The following is a 24,669-nucleotide window of genomic DNA, read 5'->3' as shown; positions in this document are numbered from 1 at the left end:
ATATAAATTTGAATGAAGATATAGAAACATTACTTCATAGAGAAAGTATAGTCTTGGCACCTATAAAGAAAAGAGCAGTGGCGTTTATGATAGATGAAACATTACTTTCACTTTTACTGATATTTGCTCTGTGGGATTCTTTTGTAAATGCTCAAACAATGGAAGAAATGATAAACCTTACAAACAGTTTTGTTTTAGAGTACATGATGATGAAGTTTATTTACCAAGCATTTTTTGTAATGCAATATGGTGCTACTTTAGGGAAAATGGCGATGAAAATAAGAGTTATCGAACTTAAAACTGTGGCAAATCCAAATGTTTTAGTATCTCTTAATCGCTCATCTGTACGCATTTTGAGTGAAACAATTTTATATCTTGGTTTCTTATGGGGAATGTTAGACCCATCTCGCCAAGCATGGCATGATAAAACAGCAAGAACTCTGGTTGTAGATGCTTAAACTTCTTTTTCTCTTCACACTCTTTTTAAATCTTTATGCAATGGATAAAGTAGAAATATATGCCTCCTCGATGGATACTAAAGATTCAACTGTAGAAGCGAGGGGAGGGGTTAGTGTAATCTATAAAGATTATGTTTTAAGTGCGCAGAGGGCTATTTATAATAAAACAAGTGGTGATTTAGAACTATTTGAAAATATTAGAGTAACTAAGGGACGCGATTATAAAATTCTTGGTAAATATGCAAAACTCAATATTGCTAAAAAAGAAAAAACATTTGAACCATTCTATATGTCTGAACTTAAATCCAAAGTATGGATTAGTGGAGAAGAAGGAACTTCAAAAGAAAATGATATAAAAATTAGTTCTGGAAGTTTGAGTGGATGTGATCCCTTAGACCCACTTTGGAAGATGGAATTTAGTTCCTCTGAGTATAACTCAAAAACTAAATGGATGAACCTTTACAATACAAGACTTTATATAGGAAGTGTACCTGTTTTATATACTCCATATTTTGGATATTCTCTTGACACGACAAGACGTTCAGGACTTTTAATGCCATCGTTAGGAGTTTCTGACCAGGAAGGCACATTTTATGAACAACCTCTTTACATTGCCGAGTATAATTGGTGGGATACAGAGATTAGACCTCAGTTAAGAACATCTCGTGGATATGGAATCTATCAAACAACTAATTTTGTAGATTCAAAAATTTCTCATGGTCAGTTTAGTACGGGTTACTTTAAAGAGAATAAAGAGTATTTTGAGCAGAATGAACTGCAAAATGATTCACACTTTGGTTTTGATTTTAATTATGTAAATAGCGACTTTATCAATCAATGGCTTGGTACTGAATTTTCAGGACAATCGGGCATATATATAGATATAAGTCACATGAATGATGTAGATTATATAAATCTTTCTTCAAATGATACACAAAATAACTCTACTGCAACACAGTTACTATCGCGTGTAAATATGTTTTATAATACAAATGATAATTATGTAGGCACATATCTTAAGTATTACCAATCTTTAATCCTGCCAAGTAACGATGATACTGCACAAAAACTTCCATCTTTACAATATCATTATTATATTGATGCACTTTTGAAAAACCATTTACTTTACTCTTTAGATGTCAAATCTAAGAATATAACAAGAAGTATAAATAAAAAAGTTATTCAGACAGATCTCAATATTCCTATTTCTTTACAAACACCACTTTTTGATGAATACTTAAATATTGAATATAGGGCAAATGTTTATGTACAGCATTCAAAGTTTAGTGGTACTGAAGATACTGATATAACAGGAGTTGATTATAATGATGGGTATATTTTAAGAAATTATCATACTGTTTCTTTAAATAGTGAACTTACTCGTGCATATGAGGATGTGACACATTTTGTAGGACTTGGAGTTTCTTATAAGAAAGCTGGAACAGAGAGTAAGAATGGCTTTTATGATGATAACGATGAGTTTTGTTCAAATATATTAAATATAGATAGTAGACAGTGCGAGTTTTATAATATTTCAGCAGTTCAAGAGGAAGCACAGATAGATGTAGTCCAGTATTTATATAATGAATCGTCTGAGGAAATTTTATATCATAGACTAGCACAACGTATATCTTATGGAGAAGTTGCAGATAGATATGGTGAACTTGAAAATGAGTTAGAGATAAGGCCGACTAATTATCTAAAGTTTTATAATAATATGTTTTACAATTATGAAAAAGATCAATTTTCAAAAGTATTTAATAGCGCGACTTTGAGTAACTATGGAGCTAATCTTGGAGTTTCGCATCTTTATAAAAATAGTTTCATTGAATCACCTGAGCAGTATACAAGTTATTTAACATCTACTCTAAGCTATACTTATAAGAGCAGTTACTTTTTTAGTGGACAATATAGTTATGATATGGAAAGAGAAGAGGCGAAGAGTTTGGCGATTGGGCTTACTTATAAGAAAAGATGTTGGGATTTTGGAATCAAATATAGTGAAAATAATCGACCTATATTAACGACAAGTTCTTCAACAGGTTCTTCAACAAGTTCTTCTATTTATGATAAGTATATCTATGTCACTATAGTTCTTAAACCATTAATGCAGTCTAATTCAGCTTCATTTTTAACATATCAGTTACCTCAAGAGTAGGAGAAGTCTTTTTATGAGAAGATATAAAAATTTTATTGTTGATAGAGAAGATGCAGCTCAAAAGCTCAAAGAGATTATTCCAATGGCAAGGCTAAAAGAAGAATCTTGGGATATTATAGCTGTTTCCAATGGTGGTTTAGCGATTGGTGCTAGTATAAAGGGAAAATTAAAAAATCCTCTAAATATACTATTTTTAGAAGCTATTTATGCTCCTAATAACGATGAATGTGAAGTGGCACGTGTCAGTGAGAGTGAAGAACTTGTTATAAATGAAAGACTTGTGAACTCTTTTGAGATTAAATATGATTATATTTATGGAGAAGCACACCGCAAGCATGAAGAGAAAATTTTAAGTTCTATTTACAAGTACCGAAAAGGGCATCCTTTTCCTTCGATGAAAGATAGAGTAGTTCTTTTAGTTGATGAGGGTAGTGAGAGTGGTAGTAAGTTTATGACGGCTCTTAAAACCATACTAGTGCAAGAACCTAAGGCGGTATATATTGCTGTTCCTGTAATCCCAAGTGATATACTAGAAGAGTTAGAGAGTTTTGTAGATGATATATTCTTTTTGCATGAAATAGATGATTATGTTGAAACATCACTTTATTATAAAGAATTAGAAAAGATAGAAGACGAAACAATAGAAAAATTATTAGAGGAAAACAAATGAAATATGATGTAAATTTAGAGTTAGAAAATAGAGAAGAGTCCTACTCTTTTGGTGATGTTGCAAAACAAGCAAATGGTTCTGCATGGATAAAGTCAGGGAAAACAGTAATTTTAGCAACTGTAGTGATTAATGAAACTGAGATAGTTAAAGAGGACTTTTTACCTTTAACTGTTCAGTATATTGAAAAAACATATGCAGTTGGAAAAATCCCAGGAGGTTTCTTTAAACGCGAAACAAAACCAAGTGACTTTGAAACACTTACTTCTCGCATAGTTGACCGCTCACTTCGTCCACTTTTTCCAAAAGGATTTGGACATCCTACTCAGATTACTATTATGACTTTTTCAGCTGATAGTGAATCTGATTTACAAGTTCTAGCTTTAAACGCAGCATCAGCGGCTCTTTTTACTTCAGATATTGATATTAATACTTCTGTATCTGCTGTTCGTACTGCAAAAGTAGATGGTGAATTAGTTATAAATCCTACACTTTCTCAGTTAAAAGACTCTACTTTAGACCTGTATCTTTCTGGAACTAAAGATGACTTACTTATGATAGAAATGCGTAGTTTTGGTGGAGAAAAGATAGAAGTGACTGATATGATCATTGATCCTATGTTAGATCCAGCTATGAGTGGGGCTGTTATGAGTTCTCATGTTTCTAACGCGATGAATGAAGATGAACTTATAGAAGTTTTTGAGAAAACTCAAGAAGCACTTTTCGCATCAAATGCAAAATATGAGAATGAATTTGCAGCATTTAAAAAAGATGTAGTCTCTACTGATCTTAAAGCACATACTCTTAACTCTGAAATGGTTTCATATGTAAAAGATAATCACCTTAGTGATATTGCAAACGCGATGAAACAAATGGCAAAATCAGAACGCTCTACAGCTTTGAGAACACTCCGAAAATCTATACTTACACTTAAAGAAGAATGGGCAACAGTTGAAAATGAAGTTCAGTTAAAAGATGCAATAGACAGTGTTAAAAAAGCGGAAGTTCGTGCTCAAATTTTAAATGAGAATGTTCGTGCTGATGGCCGTACTTTAACAGAGGTTAGACCTATTAGTATAGCTACAAATGTACTTCCAAATGCACACTCATCATGTCTCTTTACTCGTGGTCAAACGCAGGCTTTAGTAGTCCTTACTATGGGTGGACCTAAAGATGCACAAATGTTTGAGTCACTTACAGAAAGTGGTACTCAGAACGAAAACTTTATGGTGCATTATAATTTTCCAGGTTTTTCAGTTGGTGAAGCTTCTCCTGTTATGGGAACAAAGCGTCGTGAACTTGGTCATGGAAACTTAGCAAAACGTGCACTAGATCCAATAGTTGATTTAGATGGCCAAACAGTGCGTTTAGTATCTGAAATATTGGAATCTAATGGTTCTTCATCAATGGCTACTGTTTGTGGTGGTTATATGGCTCTTAAAGCAGCAGATTTTGACACAACTGACACTGTAGCTGGGATAGCTATGGGTATGGTTAGTGATGCAGGTAAGTATGCAATCCTTTCAGATATCAATGGACTTGAAGACCATGATGGAGATATGGACTTTAAAGTAACTGGTTCTAAAGATGGAATCACTGCAATGCAAATGGACATAAAACTTGGTGGTGTAAGTCTTGAAATACTTAAAGAAGCACTGTATCAAGCAAAAGAAGGTCGTTCTCACATCATTGACATTATGTTAGATGCAGAGAAAGAGATAGAGTTTAATGATGGTGTTTTACCAAGTGTTGACTTTTTTCATATAGATCCAAGTTTTATCGGTGAAGTTATCGGTCAAGCTGGTAAAACTATCCGTGAGATGATTGAGAAATTTGAAGTTGCAATTGACATTGACAAAAAAGATGGAAAAGTAAAAATCACTGGTAAAAATAAAACTGGTGTATCTGGTGCTCGTGGACATATTGAAAACATAGTAAATACTCCAAAAATTGCTAAGATAAAGTATGAAGTAGGGGACAAATATGAAGGAACTGTAAAGCGTATTGTCGATTTTGGTGCATTTATAGAGTTACCTGATGGAACTGATGGACTTATCCATATATCTAAAATTTCAGATCAAAGAGTTGAAAAAGTATCTGATGTATTGACTGAAGGTGATAAAATCTCAGTTGAAATTTTAGAGTTCAAAGGCAATAAAATTTCTTTAGGCCGTGCATAGATTTTTTATATAAAACTCACTACTTTTTAGTCTTGAGATTTTATATAGGCTAGAACTTCTTTTTCATTCCCTCTAAAAACGATTGGAATGGCAGTTTGTTTGATCTGGTAATCGTACATCGGATCATAATAGTTTACTAAAAGTTTTTCTATCCACTTTTTATAAAGTACAATATCTCTATTTAGTAAATACTGTTGATTAGCTTCATCAAACATTTTTTTTAATTCGATATGAAGTTCACTCCCCAATCTTTTTTTGATTTTCTCCAAACTCTTGTTAACATCATCACTCCACTCTTTAAAGCCATCATCACCATACATTTTGGTATATGAGTTAATTGCCTCTGTAACATATTCATTGTGAGTTATATCTACTCTTACATCCATTGGTGTTTCTAAAATAACAAGATTGCCAGCCATCAAGTTGTGAAATACTGGTTTAGGTATAAAAGCTCTTCCAATATGGTGGCTCTCATGTTCAATAACAAGTTTAGAAAAACCTTTTTCTTCAAACTGTATGAGCTTATAGGCTAAATTATTTTCAAAATCAATTTGTGCAGGTTGAGAGAGAGCAAAATTTCCAAAAGAAGAACCTCTATGGTTTGCTAATCCTTCGAGATCAATCATATTTTCAACTTCTAAAAGAAGTATAGTTTTACCAGAACCAGTTCTTCCACCGATGATGATAGTGTCTAGTTTAGAGCTGATTCTCTCGGACTCTTCCATAAGAAAATTACGAAATTTTTTGTATCCACCATTGAGCCTAGTTATGGCAATACCTTCTTCTTCTAACCAAGCTTGAGCGATACCTGAACGCTGTCCACCTCTAAAGCAGTACAAAAGGGCAGAAGGGTTCTCTTTTATGAATGCCCTCCATTGAAGTACTCTCTCTTGCTTACCTGTTTGCTTTATGAGCTCTTCGGCTAGGACCATAGCAGCAGCGTTTCCATTTGCTTTATATCTTATACCGACAAGTTCTCTCTCTTTATCGGTTAATATAGGGAAATTTACTGCATTTACAAATGAGCCTTGAGTAAATTCAACTGGTGCACGAACATCAAGTAAAGGAGTGTTATTTATAACAATAGAACGAAAATCATCTGTTAAGAGAGACAAATTAAGCGACCTCTATAAAAAATTCACCGCGTTTATGAGTTGTTCCAATTGGAGTTAAATCCAAGCCTGCTTCTTTTGTAAGTTCTAAAAATTCTTTGACTGTATCTTTACTTACAACACATAAAAGTCCACCAGATGTTTGTGCATCACATAAAATATTTTCTTGCTCTAAAGTCATACTTGAAATTTTGTGTCCGTAACTGTCAAAATTACGACGAGTTCCACCAGGTACACAACCCATATCTAAATATTTTTTTACATTTTTAAGAAGTGGTACAGATTCGTAAATAATTTTTGCACTTATGTCACTCCCTTCGCAAATTTCACTTAAATGTCCGAGTAGTCCAAATCCAGTTACATCAGTTATGGCACTAACTCCTTCAAGTTTAGAAATTTCTGCACCAATTTTATTAAGTTGGCACATTGCATCAATGGCAATGTTAATGTCATCTTCCTCAATTTTCCCTTGTTTTTGGGCAGTTGTTAAAATACCAATTCCAATAGGTTTTGTAAGAAATATTTCACTATCCACCTGGGCAGTATTGTTGCGTTTAAGGTGCTTGTTATCAGCCATTCCTGTTACAGCAAGACCAAATATTGGTTCAGGTGAGTCAATACTATGTCCTCCAGCCAAGGGGATTCCAGCTTCTTCACAAACTGAGCGACCACCATCTATGACTTCACGAGCTACATCAGCATCAAGCTTATCAACAGGCCAGCCAAAAATAGCAATTGCCATAAGAGGATTTCCACCCATGGCATAAATATCACTGATGGCGTTTGTCGCAGCAATTCTTCCAAATGTAAAAGGATCATCAACAATTGGCATGAAAAAATCTGTAGTACTTAAAACAGAAGTACCATTTCCTAAGTCAAACGCAGCGGCATCATCTTTTGTAGAGTTTCCAACTAATAACTCAGGATAAACAATAGTTTCTCTCGAGCTTTTTAAAATACTGTCGAGAAGTTTAGGTGATATTTTACAACCACAGCCTGCACCATGACTATATTGTGTTAATTTTACGTCTTTCATAATGTATAATGTCCAATGAGAGTTATTTTTCATATTTTATCTCAATTGAGTTTAAGAAGGGCAACAATGCAAGAGACAATAATAGAGATACCTAATTATAAGACGATTAAACTTATTCATATCGTTCTGGATTACAATGGGACAATAGCTAAAGATGGTATTTTAAAAGATGAAGTAAAGATAATCTTGCCGAAATTAACAACTAGATTCAAAGTGCATGTGATAACAGCAGATACATTTGGAAGTGTAAATAGAGAGCTAAAAGGTTTTGATGTTTGTGTTAAAACACTTAAAAGCGACAATCATACTCTTGAAAAAGCAAATTATGTTCAAAGTTTAAATGCAACAAATTGTGCGGCAATTGGAAATGGAAACAATGATATGCAAATGATAGAATTGGCAGAAATTGGAATTTCTATTATTGGAGATGAGGGTTGTAGTACGAAAAGCATGATGAAAAGTGACTTGATTTGTAAATCTATAAATGATGCATTAGAGCTATTTTTAAATACAAAACGTCTCATAGCAACTTTGAGAGAGTAAACTACTTAGGCATCATATTTAGAATCTCTAGTGTTTTAGTGGTATCATATATAGCACTGTGGTACTGTTCATCATCAAAGTCAATATTATAATATGCACAAGTTTCAATAAGTTTAGGGTTTTTTAGATTACCTTTAACGTTAGTGGCTTTAACGATCTTTTTATTCTCTTTCATCGTACAAAAATGATTGTCAAAGGAGACCAAATCTCCAATATGTCTTAATTCAAATGATATATTGTGAGCAACTAAGGTTGTGGCATTTTTGCAAAATTCTACAAAGTCTCTGTCTTCTTCAAAATATTCTACATAATCCACATCTTTTCTTAGTCTTGCTAGTCTCTCTGGAGAGAGTTTATGTACAGCGAGTGCATGAGGATTTACTTCATACTCTGAAAAATAGTAACGATGAAAGGTATCTAGGATTTTATATTCATCATTTACGAGTTGGACACGAAAAGCAGCCACTTCTATGACATCATGAACATTAGATGAGTTGGTCTCAAAGTCTAGTATTATCATTGATTATCCTTATTTAATGCAATCCAATTTTTATTATTTGTAGGTTCTTTTTTCTTTGTGCTTGTTGCATCTATAAGTTGTTTAATAATTGAAGCTTTTTGCATCATATTATTTATAGGTAGTATTTTAGATAGGTTGATGTCGTGTTTAGTTTTTTGTGGAGCTGTTTGAGTTTTATTTAGGGGTTCGATTTGAATCCAGTTTTTATCTGAAAGTAAAGTTGTTGTTAGGAGGGTTAAAAGTGTGAGTGAGATCATTTTCATAATGACATCATATCGATATTTGAGAGAGACAGTCAAGTAGCAAAAAGCTACTTGAAATAAAAATTACAGACCTGTAACGTTTTCTGCTTGTGGACCTTTGTCACCTTGACCAACTTCGAAAGTCACTTTTTGACCTTCGTCTAGTGATACACGTTCGTGACCATTGCTGTTTACTTGACGAAAGTGTACAAATACATCTTTACTGCCATCTTCTGGTTCGATAAAACCGAAACCTTTTTCGCTGTTGAACCATTTAACTGTTCCGTTTGATAATGTTGCCATTGTAATTCCTTGTTTGAGTACAGCAAATTGCTGCATTTTTAAAATCTAATGTAAAGCTTTTCTTAAGGTGTCTGTACTGTTAACAAGAAGTCATCAATATAAAGCAAACGAAAGATGGAACTTAAATCATCTTTTATTAATCACAGTATAGCTAAATAAAATATAAAGACCAAAATATTTGTGTTCTTAGTGTGCTTTTGGTGTTTTATTTCGTATTTTGTGTCTATATGATGCTGGATTGATATATTTACCACTACTATCATTAGTCCCAGAATCCTCTTCCCTGATGATAGTATTTGTCTTTGGTTGGTATTGTGTAGTACGTTTTTTAAAAGATTTAGTATTTGTTTGGATATTTGTAATTAATCCATCTTTTAAGTTATTTAGTAAAGTTAGTACTACTTCTAAGTTTTTATCATCTACTGATAGTTTGATCTCGTTCATTATATTTCCAATATTTTTAAAACATTATACTAAAAATGATAAGATACCTGATGATAAATTATGATTATCCACTATTTAGAGGCTTTTAAATCTTCTCTATTAAGTAAGATTATGGGATAATGCCGAAATTAAAAATATAGTACAATTTAAAGGTGCAAGATGAAACCCTCTCCTAAAAAAAATTATAAAGCATCAGATAAACCAAGTGAAGCTAAAACTCCTCACAATAAACAAAGAAAAGCTCCTCCAAAAAGCAACGGAGAAGTGAATTACAAAAATCAGGTAAAACAGATGTTTAGTAACTGGTTTAAAAATCACAATAGAGTTGGTTATGTGATGAGTAAGCAAGATATTGTTAGAAATATTATCACTCAACTGAATTCAAAACAAGAAAACTCACTAGAAATAGCAATACGTGAGCTTAACAAAGATGGATATGTAGAGGTACAAGAAGACGGTCTTACTCTTGTACTCACTCAAAAAGGTGTAAATGACTTTAAGAAAATGTCTTTTTAATTTCTAGTTTGTCATACATTTCAAGCATATTTTCATAGTCTTGATGAAGTGTGACATCTATTAAAAAGTCATCTCCATCTAAAATTCTAAGTGCTTTTTGCACTTTTTCTTCTGTGAAAACATTGTTAAGTCCTTCTTCATATTCTCCTAAATCTTTCTCTAAACTTTCCATCCGAGCAAGTTCAACTATAATGTGTCCGAGTTGATTGCTTCCATATTCTAAAAGCTCAAGAGCCTCGTCAAAATCTTTGAGCATTAAAAGTACATGTGCTTTAAACTCACCCATATTAAAATTATTTTTAAATATAACACCGATATATTTTTCAATATTTAAAGATTCTTCAAGAGATTCTATATTTATCAAAATATCTTCTGGGTCATAATCTTTAAAGTTTAAAACCATATCTCTTATGAGTTTTCCGTTGTTTTTGTTGTTATAAATCATATCTTCGATAGGATAGACTTCAGATACACTTGGAACTATCATCTGGCATGAGTAAAAATCAAGGTAGTCATACTCTCTGAGATACATCTCTTTGTCCATACTTTTAAGTATATCTGTAAGGTAGTTGTACTCATCTTCACTTTTTTTACCATGGTAGTCACAGGCAGAGTACTCAAAGCTTTTTTTAGAACTTAAAAATCCAAAACCTAACTTTCCATTAGAGTCTATAAAGTGAGACTCAAGGTTAAAACTGTCTGAAACCAAACTCATGTCAAATGTAGGTACAGCAAAGCCATCTAAGTCATCTAATGAGCGACCTTGCATGAGTTCTGTCATAGTTCTCTCTAAAGAAACTTCTAAAATAGGATGTGCTCCAAAGGAGACAAATAGTGTTGAGGTTTTAGGGTTTATAAGAGAAATGGCAGTAACAGGAAATTTTCCACCAAGTGAAGCATCTAATACTTCTATAATATATCCGAGTTCTCTAAGTTTTACTACATCTTTATTGAGTCTAGTAAAAGATTGTAGTAATTCCTCGGGGAACTTAGGAAGAGCATATCCATTTTTAATGATTTCTATCTTCGAGTAGCGTTCAAAAATTTCACTTAAGGCTTGAACTTTTGCTTCTAACGCAGTGTTACCTGTTGCTAAACCATTACTAACATATAGATTACTAAGTATATTAATAGGTATGTATGTTTTTTCATTATTAGATTGTTTTATAAAAGGAAGTGCGACTACTTTGTCTTCGTAATCGCTATTATAATCAACTAAATCTTCAGGGTTTAGCTCCTTCGAGGGATTATAAATTTTAAAGAGTTCATCGTTGAGGTATTCACCTCCGAACTCAAAAGCAATTTCATCAGGGTAATACTTTCTGTTAGGTAAATAAAAGTCTATGAAAAAATTATTTGTTTGTAGTCTCTCAATGTATTCACCTAAAGCACTTGCAACAGATGCATCTGAGACGATACCTTTACCATTTGAGTATATGTGGCGGGGTGCTTCAACTGAGCTAAGGTTTACGGAGTAGCAATTATCAAGAGGATGTTTCTCGAAAGAAAAATTTGTTTTACATCCAACATCATCTAAAACTGCTTTCATTGTTTTAATTGACTCTTCTAAGGGTGCATTTTTAGATAGTAGATTCATGATAATATATCCTAGTTTGATTTGTACACGAATGATATCTAAATGTTGCATAGCTCTAGGTGTCCATATAACAGTCAGATATATACAATTAATGACTGAATATATAAACTAGAGTATATTACAAAGATAGAATAAATATTTCTTGAGCTAAAATGAAGTATTAAAATAAGGACTAGTTTTGAATATAATCATTTTAGATGCTAGTGAAACTGCTCGTATAAAAGTAGAAGAATTATTAAACGATATAAACATAGATAGTCACAATATTCAAAGTTTTGAAAATAGTAATGAAGCACTAGAATATATAGAAGATTCAGGAGTCGATTTAATTATCTCCTCAGTGGAGCTAGCAGGAATGGATGGTGTATCTTTTGTAGACATGATACTTTGATATATGCGGACATTGGAGCAATGGAGAAAAATCCCCCAAACTTTGCAACGATAAAACCTAAAATTGAAAAACTTATCATTACCCCTAATGCAAAAAGTGTTGCAAATGCATAGATGTATAATGCTTTTTTCTTCCCTTCTAAGTCTTTATTTAAAGCTACGGAAGTCCCAACTAGTAATGGAACTGACACAAGAGAGCAGGGTGCGATAGCTGTGATGCTTCCCGCTCCAAACGCACCAAGGAATGCTAAAAGTGAATTACTCTCTAAAGGGGCTAAGATAGTCTCTTACAATACTTTAGCCGTTCATTAATACTAACACTTCGTCTATACTAAGAACTTTGCCAGTGCTTACTACTTTACCATCTATGACAAGTCCTGGTGTACTTACCACTTGGTATGCCATTATCTTCATAATATCATCTACTTTTTCAAGCTGTACAAATTTTCCACTTTTTGCAATTGCCATTTTGACAACATTTTCAAGTTCTGTACACTTTTTACAACCCGTTCCTAATACTTCTATTTTCATCTATTTTCCTCATCTATTTGGTAAGAGTGCCAAATATTCTTATTGGCTACAAATGCTATCCATGTTTGTTTATGTAAAGCACTCTCTTTTGGCATAAAATACCTCATATTTTCATCTCTATTAATATCTTTTGCTAAAAGGTAAGTTCCTGAGAAAATAGCTGTCGTTTGTAAAAAGTCTCTTCTTGTCATCCTATCTCTTTTCCTAATGTATTTTGCATTCTATACACTTTGGGACTTACTCCCTCATAGCGTTTAAAGAAACGCCCTAAGTCAGATGAATTTTCAAAACTAAGAATAGATATAATTTGCTTTATACTCATACTTGTATACGACAAAAGGTATTGTAATTCTTTCATAACTCTTTGGTGTATCAAAAATAATACTGATGTATCTAATGTTTTTTTAATGGTTTCACTTAAATGTTTAGGAGTCAGTTCAAGTATGTCAGCATACTCTTGAACACTTTTTAGATTGTAGAAGTGTTCTTCTATAAGGCATAAAAACTCACTCGTTATCTGTTCTGCTCTGTTTTGAAATTCTATTCTTGGCTTGGAGAGTTTTTCACGTTTAAGTAAGTACAGTATTTGGGTAAGAAGCGTTTGTCCTATTTCTTTGTAGTGGCTCTTTTTATTTTTATATTCTAAGTTTAATTGTTCGTAAATATCTAAGATTCTTTTAAAAAGTATTCCTTGTAAATCCACAAATTGAAGATGCTCCTTATGAAAGGCTAAAAGGTTTTTTTCATCCAAAGATAAATATTCCTCATCAAATAAAATCACAAAAGATTGTGAATCATCACTTGTATCTTCAAAGGAATGTATAGACCCTGGAACAAGTAAGTGTAAACTATGTGATTTTATTTCATAAGTAAATTGGTTTACATGACGGAAAGAACCACCACTCAAAGTAAGAATTAAAGTGTAGTGACTACACCGAATAGGAATACCCTTCCTCCCTCCACCATTGTTTTGTAAAATTACAAAACCATAAGGCTCAAACTCTTCATCATACATATCCATCCCAAAGGATGGATTCTTAGCATGTAAAGATTTATATGTTTCTAAACTTTGAGCTATATTTAAAAGAGTAAGTGTTTTCATCTCTTACCATGTAGGTTCTACTGGTAAGTTTGCACCTCTACTTAGTATTTTTTGTGCAATAGGTGTAGTTGAATTTCCTTCAAATAAATCAAACTCTAACTCAGTACTCACAGCACCCACTTTTACTACAGAAATATCAGCACTATCAATAGCACCACTTAAGTCTCTATCGTAAGTAAAACTTGCACTTCCATCATATTTACATGAGTTTGTAGGTGCATATGTTATATCTGAACCCCCTAAAGGAGTTTCAAAAAACTTATTTGTTGTGTTAAAAGTTAAAAACTGTCTTTGCCCATAAAAAGTAGGTGAATGTTGCGCACCTGGTCCAGCCCAATTACAAATAAGACCTAAATTCTCACCAAATGTAGCATTTGTATCGAAGACTTGAGCACCATAACCAAAGTACGATTCACCATCTACTGGAGTATGGTTATTTAAATCTATTTGTAAAACTCTACTATGGCTATCTTGTGGCCCTGCTTGCCATACATAAGAGTATTGACCAGACTTGTTACTCTTTTTATAATTAGCTATAAAACGGTTATAGTTATTTCCCCATCCATCTGGGTTTGTTGTTACGTTATAAGTATCACTAGCGTTTAAAATTTTATTTACATCAAATCCGCCTGCAAAACTATGCGAACAAAAATCAGCTTCTCTTGCATCTACCTTAAAGTCATCTTGTGATGTTCTTTCATAAAGTAGACTCCCCTTTCTTGTTATGTCATTACTACCCGTACCACAATTTCCACCATTCATAGTATCTTCTATCTCATAACTCATAAGTCCTTTATACACATCTCCAGTAGAAGTTCCCTTATGTACAGTTTGAAATTTAACATCATAGTCTACGGCAGAACGTGTATATGTAAATTCTATTTTATAAATATACTCATCTGTTGCATTTTGCTCCAAACTAACACTTGTAAATGAGACATCGGGTACAGTTGGCATAGAAGATGTCAAATCTAAAACGCCTGCACCAACAGAGGGGATACTAAGATTTGCATCGTACATACTGTCTAAAGAACCTGCAAGTAAAAACAAGCCTGCAAGTGAGCGTTCTTTTACCCCTTTCATTCGAGCATCAAGCTGTGCAGCTGTACAAGCCTGTGTAGTATTTCCCTCATTTAATGTCCAAATCCCTAAGTCGCCACTTGGAAGTTCCCCACTATTTGTTGTGTTAACATCTGGATTATTTTTGTAGAGTAAATTTGGACCATAACATTGTGCATCTATGGAAGTTGCAAACAGTAAATTAGGTGTAAAGACATTAGTAAGTGGCAAAGTACCATTTAAAATTTTGTCTATTCTTGAAAGTTCTGGAAGAGGATCAGCCTTAAATGTAGGAGCTGCTTGTGGAAGTGCATTTTGTGTAGGAACACTTAGAGAAGTTAACTCAAAACCTTTGGGGAAAATAGCATCACTCACTGTTACATTCGTATCTACTGTGACATTTGAATCAGTAGTAGTTGAATTGGAAGTACCCTCTCCACCACAACCAATAAATAATAAACTACTTAGGGCTATTGCCATTGTTTTCATCTGCATCATATATCCTTTTTACTTATAATACTTTTTTTCATAAAACAAGCATATAAAATTTATGCTAAAATTTTACTTAAGGAACTAAAGGTACTTACATATATACTTTATATACATTCATGAATTTTCAAATACGGAAGATACAAACCTGAAAGTAAGAAAATTTCATTTGAATATCAGTTAGTTAAATTATGTGGAAATTGCAGTTATTTTTAAAATGAAGATTTCTAGTGTAACCCTATTTAATTTTTTTAGTTCTTCACGAAAGGTAAAGTTATTTATCTATCCACTTATAAATATCAAGTACCGAAATTCTATCTTTATCATTCTCAATAAGATATGTTATTGTGTAACCTTTAAAAATCATGTCTCTAACACTTTCATCATTATGGTTTATTGATTGCTTAAACTTATATGGAAAATTAACTAAGTTATTTATTTTATTATCAAGTTGGCTTTTAAAGCTTAATGCTCTATTCCTACTATCTTTTGAAATAAATGACAATATAACTTTTAGTGCTGTTAAATATTCTCTTTTTCTAATTACAAGCATTTACAATGACTTCATAAACTCATTCATTTCTTTGTCATACTCTTCTTGGGTTAAAAGTACTGCTTCACCATTTCTCACTTCTTCAACTGCTTGTGTTACTCTTTTTCTTGCTTCATCTTTAGAAATTGTGGGATAACCATCATCCAATGATAATTTAACAAATTTTACAAAATCACTTAGTAAATCTTGAGTATTATTGCCATATTGAGAAGATATAAAATTTTCTATTTCAGGGTTATTAATTTGTATTGTTTGCATTTAATAATCTCCTTTTTACTTGGTATTATATCATTATTTGGTTGATGGAAAATCATCATATGGCTTTTTGATTATGAATTAAATCTTTTGAATGATTCTGAGCATACTCAGATTGTAGAATAATGTATGATATCCCATATAAATCTTGTATCTTCTCTTGGATTTTTGTACACACCGCGTTTGCTTTACTAAGTGTGAGGTTTTCTTTAAAATCTATATGTGCTTGCATATGGATTTCGTGATCATTGAGTCTCCAAACATGTAAATGGTGAATATTTAAAATCTCTTCAAAATTTTCTACATTTTCTTTAATACTCTGGATATCTATGTCCGAGGGTGTCCCTTGCATTAAAATGTTTATAGATTCTATGAGCAAGGAATACGATGCTTTGATTAAATAAAACGCTATAAGAAGTGAGATTATAGGGTCTATGCAAAAAATATTGAAGTAGTACATTAGTAAGCCGCCTATAACAAGAGCTACTGATGTCATAACATCAGTGAGAAGGTGCAGGTATGCCGCTTTTATATTTATACTTTTGTCGGCATCACCTTTAACAAGTAAGACACTCAGAGCATTAAGTACAATGCTAAGAACCCCTAATCCAATGACTAAAGTAGAGTCAACACTATGTGGATTAAACAATTTGCTGAGTGATTCAATAATGAGATAAATTGCTATACCTATAAGAGTTGTGGCATTAAAAAGAGTTGCTAATATTTCTGCATGTTTATAACCAAATGTTTTCGAAGCAGTAGGGTCTTTTTTCGCAACTTGATTGGACCAGTATGCTAGTACAAGTGCAAGTACATCACTAAAGTTATGTAAGGCATCACTTAAGAGAGCAAGTGAACCCGATAGGATACCTCCTATTATTTGTGAGAGTGTAATTATTATATTTAAAATGATTGTTAAAAATAAGTTTTTACCACTTACTTCATGATGATGGTGATGGTGCTCTGACATTCTTAAACTCCTTATAAAATTAAATTAAATAGATACCCAATAGCGATAATTCCACTACCTACAATTCCAAAAAATATGCCTATAAGTTTGAATGAAATAATCTTTTTGAGTATAAGTGCTTCGGGTAGACTCAGAGCAGTAACAGCCATCATAAAACTTAGTGCGGTTCCAAGTAACATTCCTTTGCTTGTAAGTACTTCGACAAGCGGCATAACGCCAGCTGCGTTTGAGTACATAGGGATTCCCATAAGTACAGCAAATATAACTGCAAAGGGATTGCCCTCTCCCGTATACTGCACGATAAAATCAGTTGGAATATAGCCATGTATCCATGCACCAACACCAACACCAACCATGACATAGATATATATTTTTTTGAAAATGTCTAGTGTATAGTCCCAAGCTTCGTTAGCTCTCTCTTTAACTGACAACATTACTAAACTAGCTTCAAGATTTTGCTCCATTGGTTTGACATCCATTAAGATCTCTTTTTCAAGGTTTAATTTTCCTATGAGCCAACCACCAAATATGGCAACACTCAAACCAAAAACTATATAGATTGAAGTCACTTTCCATCCAAAGATGCCAAACAGCATAGCGATTGCGATTTCGTTGTTCATAGGTGCAGAAATTAAGTAGCTAAAGGTAACTCCAATAGGAATTCGTGCTTGAATAAATCCTAAGAATAGAGGTATGGCGGAGCATGAGCAAAATGGTGTAACTATTCCAAAAAGGGATGCACCAACATGTCCATACATTGAGGATTTTCCTTGTAAGTGAGCACGAACATATTCTGTGTTAACCCAAGTTCTTAAAAAAGAAACAGCAAATATAATGCTGATAAGTAAGAACCAAATCTTTATAGTGTCATAGATAAAAAAGTGAGAAGCATCTGCTAGTTTCCCTTCTAAACCTACAAAGTTATAAATAAATTCTCGTGAGAGTTCATGCCACATTTAGCAAAGCTCCTTTTGAACAACTGCTAGTAACTCTTGTTCAATTAAATTGAGTGTTTTAGCATACTCTTCTTCGGCTTTACCACTTGGATCATCAAAGCCTAGATGAATTGTTTTTACGGCCTTAGGAAATATAGGACAAGTTTCTTTTGCATGCTCACACACGGTGATGATTAAATCAAACGCAGTATCTAAAACCGTCTGGATTACTTTGGAGTGATATTCATCTCTCCAATAACCTTTTTTTTCTAATAATGCTTGTGCCCTTGGGTTTACAGTTCCACTGGCTTTTACTCCTGAACTTTGAGCAAATACACAATCACTTAGCTTCGCGTTTATGAGTGCTTCTCCCATGATAGAACGACAACTATTTCCAGTACATAAAATTAATACATTTTTTTTCATACTTTGCACTCTCCAATATCAGATACTTTTTTCAGTTGAGGCAACTCTATATCGAGATATTTAATCTCTGCTAATGCTTCACTTCTAAACTTGTCTAATGGGCTTCGTATAGAGTAGTATGCCCAAGTTCCTTTTCTCTCTACTCTTATAAATCCTGCTTCTTTTAAAATTTTAAGATGACGAGAAAGTCGAGACTGAATCATGTCAAGTGAAATTTGCAAATCACAAACACAAGATTCCCCATACTCATCTAAAAATCGTAATATTAATACTCGAGTTTCATCATTTAAAGCTGATACACTTTTTAAAAATATGTCCATATCTAGAGTATATCTAAAGTAAACTAATATATCAATATATATTGATATATTAGTTTTTCTCTTTTATTTTTTCATAATAATAAAAGAGTTGTAGTTTTGCTCGGTATTTTTTGGTGTAGTATGTGTGAATGCATGTGTCTTAATCAAAGTTAAGTCAGATGGTAATGCCTCAAGCATTCTTTCCTCATCATATTGAACTATTGGAAGTCCTGCACATTGAGTTTGAGAATCAATTGAAAAAGTATTAATTATTGCGATACCACCAGAAATAAGTGCTTTACTTAAAACTTCAAAATATTTTTTTCGCTCTTTTTGGAGCAGTAAAAAGTGGAAGAGGGCCCTATCGTGCCATATATTATACTTTGCTATTTCTTTTAAACCAAGAATATCTGAGCAGATATATTTGGGGAGCTTAGAGTTGGCATTTAACCTTGTTTTGACTATATCTAAAGATGTTTTAGAAGTGTCAAGTAGAGTTATATCTTTATAGCCTTGTGATATTAAACTATCTACTAGAAACGATGCTCCACAACCTACATCAATGATAGAATCTCCCTGGTTTGAGTAGTGTTCTATAAGAGATAAAGATTTAGAAGGCACATTTTGATGCCATAGTACTTGAGTATAATCTTTTGTTTGAAAAACATTTTCCCAATGTTTTTCTCGTAAGCTATCTGATGGAATTTTTGTAGCTTTAAATGTAGTGTCCCTCGTTGTTTTTTCTATTATCTGAGTGTTATCAGACATTACTGTGCATCCACTACTTTAAGTACAGTTCCTAGACCATTATCATAAGGGTACTGAGCTCTTACCCAGCCCTTAAGACCAGCACTCAGGTTATAAACATGAGTGTATCCTAGTTTTTGTAGGGATTGTGCTGCAAATAAACTTCTCGCTCCCATACGACTATAAAGTACTATTGGCATTGCTCTATCTTTTACTGCGTTTAGTATCTCAAACTCTAGGTTTGTACGAGGGATTGCAAGCATCTCATCAGCATAAATCTCACCTTCTGCATGCTGGATAACTTCTCTTACATCAAGTAAAATAAACGCATCTTCATTATCTATCATTTTTTTAAGGACTGCAGGGGACATCTCTTGTACATCTCTTCTTGCCTGTGCCATCATGTCATCTAAGGCGCTATAACCTGTTCCAGCACATGCTACTTGACCGCAAGCTGTAGGGTTTTCTTCTTCATCACTCATGTACTTTAAAACAGGTAAATCATCAATATTAACAGTTTGTGTTACTGGTTTCTCTGTTATATTAGTATCACATGCCCCTATTGCACAGCTCTGGGCAGTTGGAGCGGAAGAAAACACCTTGTTACCCCATTGAGGAAAACTTAACATTACTACTACAAAAACTGTAACCATTGCTAAAAAAGTTTTACCCGCAAAGAAACTAGATTCATCGCAGGCACAATCCAATGCCTTACTTCGTTTTAACTTATCATACCATGCATAAACAAGTACAAGTATAGTAAAAACTACTAAATAATTATGATAAGGTGCTAACCAAGAGAAAGAAGAAGCAAGAGAACTTGAACCTGCTAGAACAGCTAGAACTGGAGTGACACAACATAAAGAGGCTGCAATAGTTGCACCAATAACTGTGATAATATTTTTCATAAAATTCCTTTTATATTTAGCTAAATTGCTAAATTGATTTCAAAAGTTTACAGATATATTTCTTAATATAAAGTTAATTGTCTAAATTGCTAAATAGAATTCTTTTAGCTATACTTTTAAAAATTGTTAAATTTGAAATAGAGGTGAATAATGTTAGGCATGGATGATAAAATAAAAATTTTCAAAGCACTAGGTAATGAGACAAGGTTTAAAATTTTTAAGAGTATCTTTACTGGTGGTTATGCTTGTTCTGTTGATGATGCCCAACCAAAGGACGACCTGATTGCACAGGCTACTTGTGTATCAAGTATTGCAGAACAGTTTGATTTTGCTTTGCCTACTATATCGAGACATTTAAAAGAAATGAGAGATGCAAAAATTATTACAATGACAAAAAGTAAAAATAAGATTTATATTGAGCCAAATATTGAGATTATGAAAGAGATAGCAGAATGTTTTACTACCTTAGTTGGTGACTATGAAAAAGGTGTTGTCTATCAGTTTGACAACACCAAATAAGTAAAGGTTTTTAGTGCTTTTTGAGCTCTTTTAAAAGCTGATACGCTTGGTTTATTTCCTGCGTTTTAGCTGTTGCTTTTTCTATATATGCTTCATCTTTATTTTGTGATTTTATGATATCTGGATGATACTCTCGTACAAGTTTTCTATAAGTCTTTTTAATGGTGCTTAAATCATCGCCTTCATTTACACCTAAAACTTTACAGGCTTCTTGGGGACTCATAGTTTGCTGCTTATTTTTGCTAGTGCTTTGGAATTTATGCAACATTGAGGTGTATTCATCAGCTGAGATATTTAACTCAGTGAGAATTTCTCTTAAAATCCTATCTTCCTCGGAGCTAATTTTCTTATCTACAAACGCGAGTTGTATTAAAAATCCTACAAATTGTCTGCGTTTTAATCTACTACGACCCAGCAAGTGATTTAAGGCTTGTGCTATCTCTTTTGTATTGTCAGTTCTATCTTTTTCTTCATTGAAGATCTCTTTTAAAATGTTTCTTGTTTTTTCTTTATCTACAAATACTTTGGAGATATCATCAAGCATCATGCCTACAAGTTGTGCTTCTAGTTCATGAACTCTTCCATCTGCTTTTGCAACTTTTGCAACAAGTGCAATAAAAAGTCCTAACTGACTTTCTCTAAACAACTCTTTAGAACTTGACAACTTGTTTAACTTCTTTCTAGAATAAACCTTATATAATTTTATAGCTAGGTATAAAGAAGCTATAACCCATAACGTAACAAATATATTTACAATAAAAATATAATACAATAGACCCAAGGTTATTGCTAAATAAATCCATTTTTTCAATTGAATCCTTTAAATTCCTGTAAGTCAGAGAGAAGTTCATTTTTAAGTATTTTTCTTAGTAATAGTCTAGTATAGAAGGTATTTAAGAGTTTAAAAGAACTCCATTTCACCTTCTTCAATTTCTGCAGGTGAGATTAAACCAATAACTTGTTGAATACTAAGTGAGGTTGGATGGTGAATATGATGTATGTTCTTCATAGCCATACTCTCTACTGAAAACCTTTCAATGTATAGTTGTATATCGATTCTGACTGCGTTAAAGAGTGCAAAAACAGCATCTTGATTATCTGTGAAAACATTGGAGAAATCAGTTATATGGTTTACTATAGCAATGCCTAAAGCACACATACTTGAAGCTAATGGATCTAAAAAAGGTGTATACTGATAAAAAAGTGAACCCACTTTATTAAATGATTGACCTAGATCTTCTAAATGTTTAATATTTAAATCAGTAGAGTAGATAGATGCTAGCTCCATGACCTCTTCCATTGTTTCCTTTATTTCAGCTGCATCATCAGAAGTGAAAAGAACATTCTCATGACCTTCATCTTCATCAGTTTTAAAGTAGTCTTCCATTAGTTCGCTAGCCGCTTTATCAACTGGTGGGGCAGTTTCCTCTAGTAGGACTTCTACTTGGTGATTTTTAATTGATGTAGCATCTATCTGTGCTTTAAGCTCTAGGTTCTGTTTTTCTAGTGTTGCAGTTTGAATACTAAGCGCTTCGAAAAGTTCTTCATTGAGTTGAGATGTTCTAGCATCACGACAAACAGAATAGAGTGCTTTGTACGCATCTTCGTTATTAATAGGTTTTAGTATAAAACTACTTACCCCATTTTTGATCAGGTTTATAAGAAGGTCAGACTCATTATGTGCGGAAATAACAAGTATCTTTTGGTCAGGATTAATATCGTGTATATGATGGCTCATATTGATACCGTTCATATTGGGCATGTTGATATCTGTTATAACTACATTATAATGATTGTTATTGTACTTATCAAGCCCTTGCTGACCGTCAACTGCAGTGTCAACCTTAGCAAAAAATTGCTCAAAGAAAGAGAGGGTTGCCTCTCTTAATATATCATCATCCTCTACATATAATGCAGTTAATGTTCGTGAAAACTCAAATATCGCTTTAGCTGTTACCATGATGTATCCCTATATATATATTTAGGGATGATAGCACAAAGAAATAACAATTGATAACTAAAATATATAAATCCCTAAAATTGGTCCAATTATTTAGAAATATCACCTAAGTCTATAATCATTCCAGAGTTACCTGCTTGAACTTTAGACTTAACTCCATCCCATTTTAGGATTGCATTATTTTTAAGAATTTGTCTAGTAAGTGATTTACTGACCAATTCATTTGCTTTTGCTTGAGCAGTTGCTTTGAGTAAGATTGCATCAGCTTCACCTTGTGCTGTAATTTTGACTGCGTTTGCCGTACCTAAAGCTGCTGCTTCAACAGATTTAGCTTCATTTTCAGCTTTAACAATTAATTCTTTAGATTTAAGAGCTTCTTGTTTTGCAACTTGAACCTCCTCTTGTTTATCACGAATTTTTTGAGGAACAATAATGTCTTTAAGGTTAATATTTACAAGCTGAAAGTATGGATTTTCGGCATAACTTTTGTTAAGTAAATCTGTGAGAGTTTTCTCAACTGCTGATCGGTTATCCATAATGCTATCTACACTAAACCTTGAAATTGTACTTTGTACTGCATCTCTGTTTACTTGAAGAACTTTTTTATAAAATGAATTGTCAAAATCTCCATCTGATTTATACATTTCAGCTAATTGCTCTGCTACTGGAGCAACTTCAATAGATAGAGCCAACTTAATTGGAATACCTTTCTTATCTAGTCCCTTAAGTACTGGCTCGAAGATAAGTAATTCAGAGTCTTCTTTGTGCGCTTCTGAAACTGAGTAGTTAATCAACTTAGGACGAATTGTCTTGACATCAACTGTAGTGTAAATGGGTATAAAGAAATGATAACCAGGATTCATCTCTGTCATATCATAAGTCGTACCACTTTTTTTGACACCTCTTTCACCATCATTCACGATAGCAAAACCTGTTTTTGTTACAGCCATAAAAGCTAATGCAATTACTGCTAGAAACGCAATTCCAAAAGTCCAGCCTAATGTTTTAAATAATTGTTTCATTGTATTTCTCTTTTTTGTTTTGATTTATAAGATGATTATAACATTGTCTTTATATTTTTACTGTAAATACTCTCTTTTGATTTTTTTAGAGAATAATACTAGCTATTTTTGAGAATATTATATCCAGACCACTAACAACTTTGTTTGCTGTAGAAACAGAGTCACTAGTTTCTTGAAGATCTTGGATAATCTTTTGGGATACTTCTTTTATAGCATTAAGTTGCTCATGTAGTGCATTTATGTCTTTTGACTGCTCTTCAAGTGCTTCGATGTCAAATGTTTCTAATAAGTCAGCTAATTCTTCATGTCTTACTATCATCATTGAATGTTCTCGTCCAAGTTGAGTCTTTTCTAGATAGACTCTTATCTTAAGATATGTAATCTCTAGTGAATTGTATAGTGAATTGTCTATTGCCATGTACTGCTTCCTTATTCATTTATCTTTAAATTTAATATATTATATACTTAACTTTTGCACCTAAATCCAAGTAAATCTTAAGTAGTGCTTCGTTATGTAGTGATTATACTTGTAAAATCCTTATTGTTCTTTACAATCTCATCAATCTGTGCTATTTTGACCATGATTTCAATAAATGCTTGCAAAGTAATAGATAAATTTTGAAGTTCACACTCCAAATCTTTAAAGAGTCCACCTATAGTTTTAGGTTCATTGCTCATTCTGTTAATGTAGCTGACAATAGTATAAGCAAAAATAAAAAAGACTTTAA

General features: G+C 32.9%; 33 protein-coding genes. 9 read left to right on the top strand and 24 right to left on the bottom strand.

Going from position 1 to position 24,669, the window contains the following annotated elements; translation table 11 throughout:
• Positions 1–8 precede the first annotated feature (8 nt).
• The 4 genes from HOG88_RS01220 to HOG88_RS01205 are packed head-to-tail and all read left to right on the top strand — an operon-like array spanning position 9 to position 5,463.
• Complete coding sequence (locus HOG88_RS01220) at positions 9–458, top strand: RDD family protein (protein ID WP_295002288.1); 450 nt, start codon at positions 9–11, stop codon at positions 456–458.
• A complete protein-coding gene (locus HOG88_RS01215) occupies positions 451–2,616 on the top strand; it encodes an LPS assembly protein LptD (protein ID WP_295002286.1) in 2,166 nt (721 codons plus the stop codon). The genes HOG88_RS01220 and HOG88_RS01215 overlap by 8 nt, the downstream gene beginning before the upstream one ends.
• Positions 2,617–2,629: 13 nt before the next feature.
• Entirely contained in the window at positions 2,630–3,286 is a 657-nt protein-coding gene (locus tag HOG88_RS01210) for a phosphoribosyltransferase (RefSeq protein ID WP_295002284.1), read from the top strand.
• Positions 3,283–5,463 carry a polyribonucleotide nucleotidyltransferase gene (locus HOG88_RS01205; RefSeq protein WP_295002282.1) on the top strand — a complete coding sequence of 727 codons (2,181 nt, stop codon included), beginning with the start codon at positions 3,283–3,285 and terminating at the stop codon, positions 5,461–5,463. The genes HOG88_RS01210 and HOG88_RS01205 overlap by 4 nt, the downstream gene beginning before the upstream one ends.
• Positions 5,464–5,489: 26 nt before the next feature.
• Here the strand turns inward: HOG88_RS01205 and mnmH are convergent, their stop codons facing one another.
• Positions 5,490–6,578: a tRNA 2-selenouridine(34) synthase MnmH gene (gene mnmH, locus HOG88_RS01200; RefSeq protein WP_295002280.1), complete on the bottom strand. Its 1,089-nt coding sequence runs from the start codon at positions 6,576–6,578 to the stop codon at positions 5,490–5,492.
• A 1-nt stretch (position 6,579) separates the two neighbouring features.
• Entirely contained in the window at positions 6,580–7,614 is a 1,035-nt protein-coding gene (gene selD, locus HOG88_RS01195) for a selenide, water dikinase SelD (protein ID WP_295002331.1), read from the bottom strand.
• 63 nt (positions 7,615–7,677) lie between these two features.
• Here selD and HOG88_RS01190 point away from each other — a divergent pair, with 63 nt between their 5' ends.
• A complete protein-coding gene (locus HOG88_RS01190; protein WP_295002278.1) occupies positions 7,678–8,154 on the top strand; it encodes a haloacid dehalogenase in 477 nt (158 codons plus the stop codon).
• A 1-nt stretch (position 8,155) separates the two neighbouring features.
• On the opposite strand, the gene HOG88_RS01185 is transcribed toward HOG88_RS01190, so the two are convergent.
• From HOG88_RS01185 to HOG88_RS01170, 4 genes are all read right to left on the bottom strand, one after another.
• A complete protein-coding gene (locus HOG88_RS01185; protein ID WP_295002276.1) occupies positions 8,156–8,674 on the bottom strand; it encodes a 3'-5' exonuclease in 519 nt (172 codons plus the stop codon).
• Entirely contained in the window at positions 8,671–8,937 is a 267-nt protein-coding gene (locus HOG88_RS01180; RefSeq protein WP_295002274.1) for a hypothetical protein, read from the bottom strand. The genes HOG88_RS01185 and HOG88_RS01180 overlap by 4 nt, the downstream gene beginning before the upstream one ends.
• 63 nt (positions 8,938–9,000) lie before the next feature.
• Complete coding sequence (locus HOG88_RS01175; RefSeq protein ID WP_295002272.1) at positions 9,001–9,219, bottom strand: cold-shock protein; 219 nt, start codon at positions 9,217–9,219, stop codon at positions 9,001–9,003.
• Between the two features lie 186 nt (positions 9,220–9,405).
• Positions 9,406–9,663 (bottom strand): hypothetical protein, encoded by a 258-nt coding sequence (locus tag HOG88_RS01170; RefSeq protein WP_295002270.1) that lies wholly within the window; start codon positions 9,661–9,663, stop codon positions 9,406–9,408.
• 159 nt (positions 9,664–9,822) lie between these two features.
• Between HOG88_RS01170 and HOG88_RS01165 the strand changes: the two genes are divergently transcribed.
• On the top strand, positions 9,823–10,179 hold the full coding sequence (locus tag HOG88_RS01165) for a hypothetical protein (RefSeq protein ID WP_295002268.1): 357 nt from the start codon (positions 9,823–9,825) through the stop codon (positions 10,177–10,179).
• Here the strand turns inward: HOG88_RS01165 and HOG88_RS01160 are convergent.
• The gene (locus HOG88_RS01160; protein ID WP_295002329.1) at positions 10,160–11,776 is read right to left on the bottom strand and encodes a YcaO-like family protein; all 1,617 of its coding nucleotides are present in this window, start codon (positions 11,774–11,776) and stop codon (positions 10,160–10,162) included. The genes HOG88_RS01165 and HOG88_RS01160 overlap by 20 nt on opposite strands.
• Positions 11,777–11,954: 178 nt before the next feature.
• Between HOG88_RS01160 and HOG88_RS01155 the strand changes: the two genes are divergently transcribed.
• Together HOG88_RS01155 and HOG88_RS01150 are read left to right on the top strand one after the other, a co-directional pair.
• The gene (locus tag HOG88_RS01155) at positions 11,955–12,167 is read left to right on the top strand and encodes a response regulator (protein WP_295002266.1); all 213 of its coding nucleotides are present in this window, start codon (positions 11,955–11,957) and stop codon (positions 12,165–12,167) included.
• Between the two features lie 113 nt (positions 12,168–12,280).
• Positions 12,281–12,478 carry a hypothetical protein gene (locus tag HOG88_RS01150; RefSeq protein ID WP_295002264.1) on the top strand — a complete coding sequence of 66 codons (198 nt, stop codon included), beginning with the start codon at positions 12,281–12,283 and terminating at the stop codon, positions 12,476–12,478.
• On the opposite strand, the gene HOG88_RS01145 is transcribed toward HOG88_RS01150, so the two are convergent.
• The 12 genes from HOG88_RS01145 to HOG88_RS01090 form a co-directional block, all read right to left on the bottom strand.
• Positions 12,464–12,697 (bottom strand): thioredoxin family protein, encoded by a 234-nt coding sequence (locus HOG88_RS01145; RefSeq protein ID WP_295002262.1) that lies wholly within the window; start codon positions 12,695–12,697, stop codon positions 12,464–12,466. The genes HOG88_RS01150 and HOG88_RS01145 overlap by 15 nt on opposite strands.
• Complete coding sequence (locus HOG88_RS01140) at positions 12,694–12,888, bottom strand: hypothetical protein (protein ID WP_295002260.1); 195 nt, start codon at positions 12,886–12,888, stop codon at positions 12,694–12,696. The genes HOG88_RS01145 and HOG88_RS01140 overlap by 4 nt, the downstream gene beginning before the upstream one ends.
• Positions 12,885–13,799, bottom strand: a complete 915-nt coding sequence (locus tag HOG88_RS01135; RefSeq protein WP_295002258.1) for an AraC family transcriptional regulator — start codon at positions 13,797–13,799, stop codon at positions 12,885–12,887. Before HOG88_RS01135 ends, HOG88_RS01140 begins: the two co-directional genes overlap by 4 nt.
• A gap of 3 nt (positions 13,800–13,802) precedes the next feature.
• Complete coding sequence (locus HOG88_RS01130) at positions 13,803–15,353, bottom strand: hypothetical protein (protein ID WP_295002256.1); 1,551 nt, start codon at positions 15,351–15,353, stop codon at positions 13,803–13,805.
• 268 nt (positions 15,354–15,621) lie between these two features.
• Positions 15,622–15,900, bottom strand: coding sequence for a type II toxin-antitoxin system RelE/ParE family toxin (locus HOG88_RS01125; protein ID WP_295002254.1), 279 nt, complete (start codon positions 15,898–15,900; stop codon positions 15,622–15,624).
• Positions 15,901–16,158 (bottom strand): hypothetical protein, encoded by a 258-nt coding sequence (locus HOG88_RS01120; RefSeq protein ID WP_295002252.1) that lies wholly within the window; start codon positions 16,156–16,158, stop codon positions 15,901–15,903.
• Positions 16,159–16,213: 55 nt separating this feature from the next.
• Positions 16,214–17,125 (bottom strand): cation diffusion facilitator family transporter, encoded by a 912-nt coding sequence (locus tag HOG88_RS01115; protein WP_295002250.1) that lies wholly within the window; start codon positions 17,123–17,125, stop codon positions 16,214–16,216.
• An 11-nt stretch (positions 17,126–17,136) separates the two neighbouring features.
• Entirely contained in the window at positions 17,137–18,081 is a 945-nt protein-coding gene (locus HOG88_RS01110; RefSeq protein ID WP_295002248.1) for a permease, read from the bottom strand.
• On the bottom strand, positions 18,082–18,486 hold the full coding sequence (locus HOG88_RS01105; RefSeq protein ID WP_295002246.1) for an arsenate reductase ArsC: 405 nt from the start codon (positions 18,484–18,486) through the stop codon (positions 18,082–18,084).
• Positions 18,483–18,806 carry a metalloregulator ArsR/SmtB family transcription factor gene (locus HOG88_RS01100; protein ID WP_295002244.1) on the bottom strand — a complete coding sequence of 108 codons (324 nt, stop codon included), beginning with the start codon at positions 18,804–18,806 and terminating at the stop codon, positions 18,483–18,485. The genes HOG88_RS01105 and HOG88_RS01100 overlap by 4 nt, the downstream gene beginning before the upstream one ends.
• A gap of 63 nt (positions 18,807–18,869) precedes the next feature.
• Complete coding sequence (locus HOG88_RS01095) at positions 18,870–19,553, bottom strand: methyltransferase domain-containing protein (protein ID WP_295002242.1); 684 nt, start codon at positions 19,551–19,553, stop codon at positions 18,870–18,872.
• Positions 19,553–20,440 (bottom strand): rhodanese-like domain-containing protein, encoded by an 888-nt coding sequence (locus HOG88_RS01090; RefSeq protein WP_295002240.1) that lies wholly within the window; start codon positions 20,438–20,440, stop codon positions 19,553–19,555. Before HOG88_RS01090 ends, HOG88_RS01095 begins: the two co-directional genes overlap by 1 nt.
• 150 nt (positions 20,441–20,590) lie before the next feature.
• Here HOG88_RS01090 and HOG88_RS01085 point away from each other — a divergent pair, with 150 nt between their 5' ends.
• Positions 20,591–20,959 (top strand): helix-turn-helix transcriptional regulator, encoded by a 369-nt coding sequence (locus HOG88_RS01085; RefSeq protein WP_295002238.1) that lies wholly within the window; start codon positions 20,591–20,593, stop codon positions 20,957–20,959.
• Positions 20,960–20,969: 10 nt separating this feature from the next.
• Here the strand turns inward: HOG88_RS01085 and HOG88_RS01080 are convergent, their stop codons facing one another.
• The 5 genes from HOG88_RS01080 to HOG88_RS01060 all read right to left on the bottom strand — a co-directional run bounded on the left by HOG88_RS01080 (position 20,970) and on the right by HOG88_RS01060 (position 24,619).
• Positions 20,970–21,623, bottom strand: a complete 654-nt coding sequence (locus tag HOG88_RS01080; RefSeq protein WP_295002236.1) for a TerB family tellurite resistance protein — start codon at positions 21,621–21,623, stop codon at positions 20,970–20,972.
• A 237-nt stretch (positions 21,624–21,860) separates the two neighbouring features.
• Positions 21,861–22,919: a response regulator gene (locus HOG88_RS01075; RefSeq protein WP_295002234.1), complete on the bottom strand. Its 1,059-nt coding sequence runs from the start codon at positions 22,917–22,919 to the stop codon at positions 21,861–21,863.
• 89 nt (positions 22,920–23,008) lie between these two features.
• Positions 23,009–23,941: an SPFH domain-containing protein gene (locus tag HOG88_RS01070; protein ID WP_295002231.1), complete on the bottom strand. Its 933-nt coding sequence runs from the start codon at positions 23,939–23,941 to the stop codon at positions 23,009–23,011.
• An 85-nt stretch (positions 23,942–24,026) separates the two neighbouring features.
• On the bottom strand, positions 24,027–24,359 hold the full coding sequence (locus tag HOG88_RS01065) for a hypothetical protein (RefSeq protein ID WP_295002229.1): 333 nt from the start codon (positions 24,357–24,359) through the stop codon (positions 24,027–24,029).
• Positions 24,360–24,451: 92 nt separating this feature from the next.
• Positions 24,452–24,619 carry a hypothetical protein gene (locus tag HOG88_RS01060; RefSeq protein ID WP_295002227.1) on the bottom strand — a complete coding sequence of 56 codons (168 nt, stop codon included), beginning with the start codon at positions 24,617–24,619 and terminating at the stop codon, positions 24,452–24,454.
• Positions 24,620–24,669 lie beyond the last annotated feature (50 nt).

Origin of the sequence: Sulfurimonas sp., from assembly GCF_018698455.1 — a bacterium.
Classification (GTDB): domain Bacteria; phylum Campylobacterota; class Campylobacteria; order Campylobacterales; family Sulfurimonadaceae; genus Sulfurimonas.
Note: the sequence above shows the minus strand (reverse complement) of the source record. Positions and strands in the feature narration are given on the sequence as shown.

What these genes read in the sequence shown, in the direction of transcription:
- HOG88_RS01215 (WP_295002286.1), top strand. Translation starts at nt 451, where the DNA reads ATGCTTAAACTTCTTTTTCTCTTCACACTCTTTTTAAATCTTTATGCA.
- HOG88_RS01210 (WP_295002284.1), top strand. Translation starts at nt 2,630, where the DNA reads ATGAGAAGATATAAAAATTTTATTGTTGATAGAGAAGATGCAGCTCAA.
- HOG88_RS01205 (WP_295002282.1), top strand. Translation starts at nt 3,283, where the DNA reads ATGAAATATGATGTAAATTTAGAGTTAGAAAATAGAGAAGAGTCCTAC.
- HOG88_RS01190 (WP_295002278.1), top strand. Translation starts at nt 7,678, where the DNA reads ATGCAAGAGACAATAATAGAGATACCTAATTATAAGACGATTAAACTT.
- HOG88_RS01185 (WP_295002276.1), bottom strand. Translation starts at nt 8,674, where the DNA reads ATGATAATACTAGACTTTGAGACCAACTCATCTAATGTTCATGATGTC.
- HOG88_RS01180 (WP_295002274.1), bottom strand. Translation starts at nt 8,937, where the DNA reads ATGAAAATGATCTCACTCACACTTTTAACCCTCCTAACAACAACTTTA.
- HOG88_RS01175 (WP_295002272.1), bottom strand. Translation starts at nt 9,219, where the DNA reads ATGGCAACATTATCAAACGGAACAGTTAAATGGTTCAACAGCGAAAAA.
- HOG88_RS01170 (WP_295002270.1), bottom strand. Translation starts at nt 9,663, where the DNA reads ATGAACGAGATCAAACTATCAGTAGATGATAAAAACTTAGAAGTAGTA.
- HOG88_RS01165 (WP_295002268.1), top strand. Translation starts at nt 9,823, where the DNA reads ATGAAACCCTCTCCTAAAAAAAATTATAAAGCATCAGATAAACCAAGT.
- HOG88_RS01160 (WP_295002329.1), bottom strand. Translation starts at nt 11,776, where the DNA reads ATGAATCTACTATCTAAAAATGCACCCTTAGAAGAGTCAATTAAAACA.
- HOG88_RS01150 (WP_295002264.1), top strand. Translation starts at nt 12,281, where the DNA reads ATGTATAATGCTTTTTTCTTCCCTTCTAAGTCTTTATTTAAAGCTACG.
- HOG88_RS01145 (WP_295002262.1), bottom strand. Translation starts at nt 12,697, where the DNA reads ATGAAAATAGAAGTATTAGGAACGGGTTGTAAAAAGTGTACAGAACTT.
- HOG88_RS01140 (WP_295002260.1), bottom strand. Translation starts at nt 12,888, where the DNA reads ATGACAAGAAGAGACTTTTTACAAACGACAGCTATTTTCTCAGGAACT.
- HOG88_RS01135 (WP_295002258.1), bottom strand. Translation starts at nt 13,799, where the DNA reads ATGAAAACACTTACTCTTTTAAATATAGCTCAAAGTTTAGAAACATAT.
- HOG88_RS01130 (WP_295002256.1), bottom strand. Translation starts at nt 15,353, where the DNA reads ATGCAGATGAAAACAATGGCAATAGCCCTAAGTAGTTTATTATTTATT.
- HOG88_RS01125 (WP_295002254.1), bottom strand. Translation starts at nt 15,900, where the DNA reads ATGCTTGTAATTAGAAAAAGAGAATATTTAACAGCACTAAAAGTTATA.
- HOG88_RS01120 (WP_295002252.1), bottom strand. Translation starts at nt 16,158, where the DNA reads ATGCAAACAATACAAATTAATAACCCTGAAATAGAAAATTTTATATCT.
- HOG88_RS01115 (WP_295002250.1), bottom strand. Translation starts at nt 17,125, where the DNA reads ATGTCAGAGCACCATCACCATCATCATGAAGTAAGTGGTAAAAACTTA.
- HOG88_RS01110 (WP_295002248.1), bottom strand. Translation starts at nt 18,081, where the DNA reads ATGTGGCATGAACTCTCACGAGAATTTATTTATAACTTTGTAGGTTTA.
- HOG88_RS01105 (WP_295002246.1), bottom strand. Translation starts at nt 18,486, where the DNA reads ATGAAAAAAAATGTATTAATTTTATGTACTGGAAATAGTTGTCGTTCT.
- HOG88_RS01100 (WP_295002244.1), bottom strand. Translation starts at nt 18,806, where the DNA reads ATGGACATATTTTTAAAAAGTGTATCAGCTTTAAATGATGAAACTCGA.
- HOG88_RS01095 (WP_295002242.1), bottom strand. Translation starts at nt 19,553, where the DNA reads ATGTCTGATAACACTCAGATAATAGAAAAAACAACGAGGGACACTACA.
- HOG88_RS01090 (WP_295002240.1), bottom strand. Translation starts at nt 20,440, where the DNA reads ATGAAAAATATTATCACAGTTATTGGTGCAACTATTGCAGCCTCTTTA.
- HOG88_RS01085 (WP_295002238.1), top strand. Translation starts at nt 20,591, where the DNA reads ATGTTAGGCATGGATGATAAAATAAAAATTTTCAAAGCACTAGGTAAT.
- HOG88_RS01075 (WP_295002234.1), bottom strand. Translation starts at nt 22,919, where the DNA reads ATGGTAACAGCTAAAGCGATATTTGAGTTTTCACGAACATTAACTGCA.
- HOG88_RS01070 (WP_295002231.1), bottom strand. Translation starts at nt 23,941, where the DNA reads ATGAAACAATTATTTAAAACATTAGGCTGGACTTTTGGAATTGCGTTT.
- HOG88_RS01065 (WP_295002229.1), bottom strand. Translation starts at nt 24,359, where the DNA reads ATGGCAATAGACAATTCACTATACAATTCACTAGAGATTACATATCTT.
- HOG88_RS01060 (WP_295002227.1), bottom strand. Translation starts at nt 24,619, where the DNA reads ATGAGCAATGAACCTAAAACTATAGGTGGACTCTTTAAAGATTTGGAG.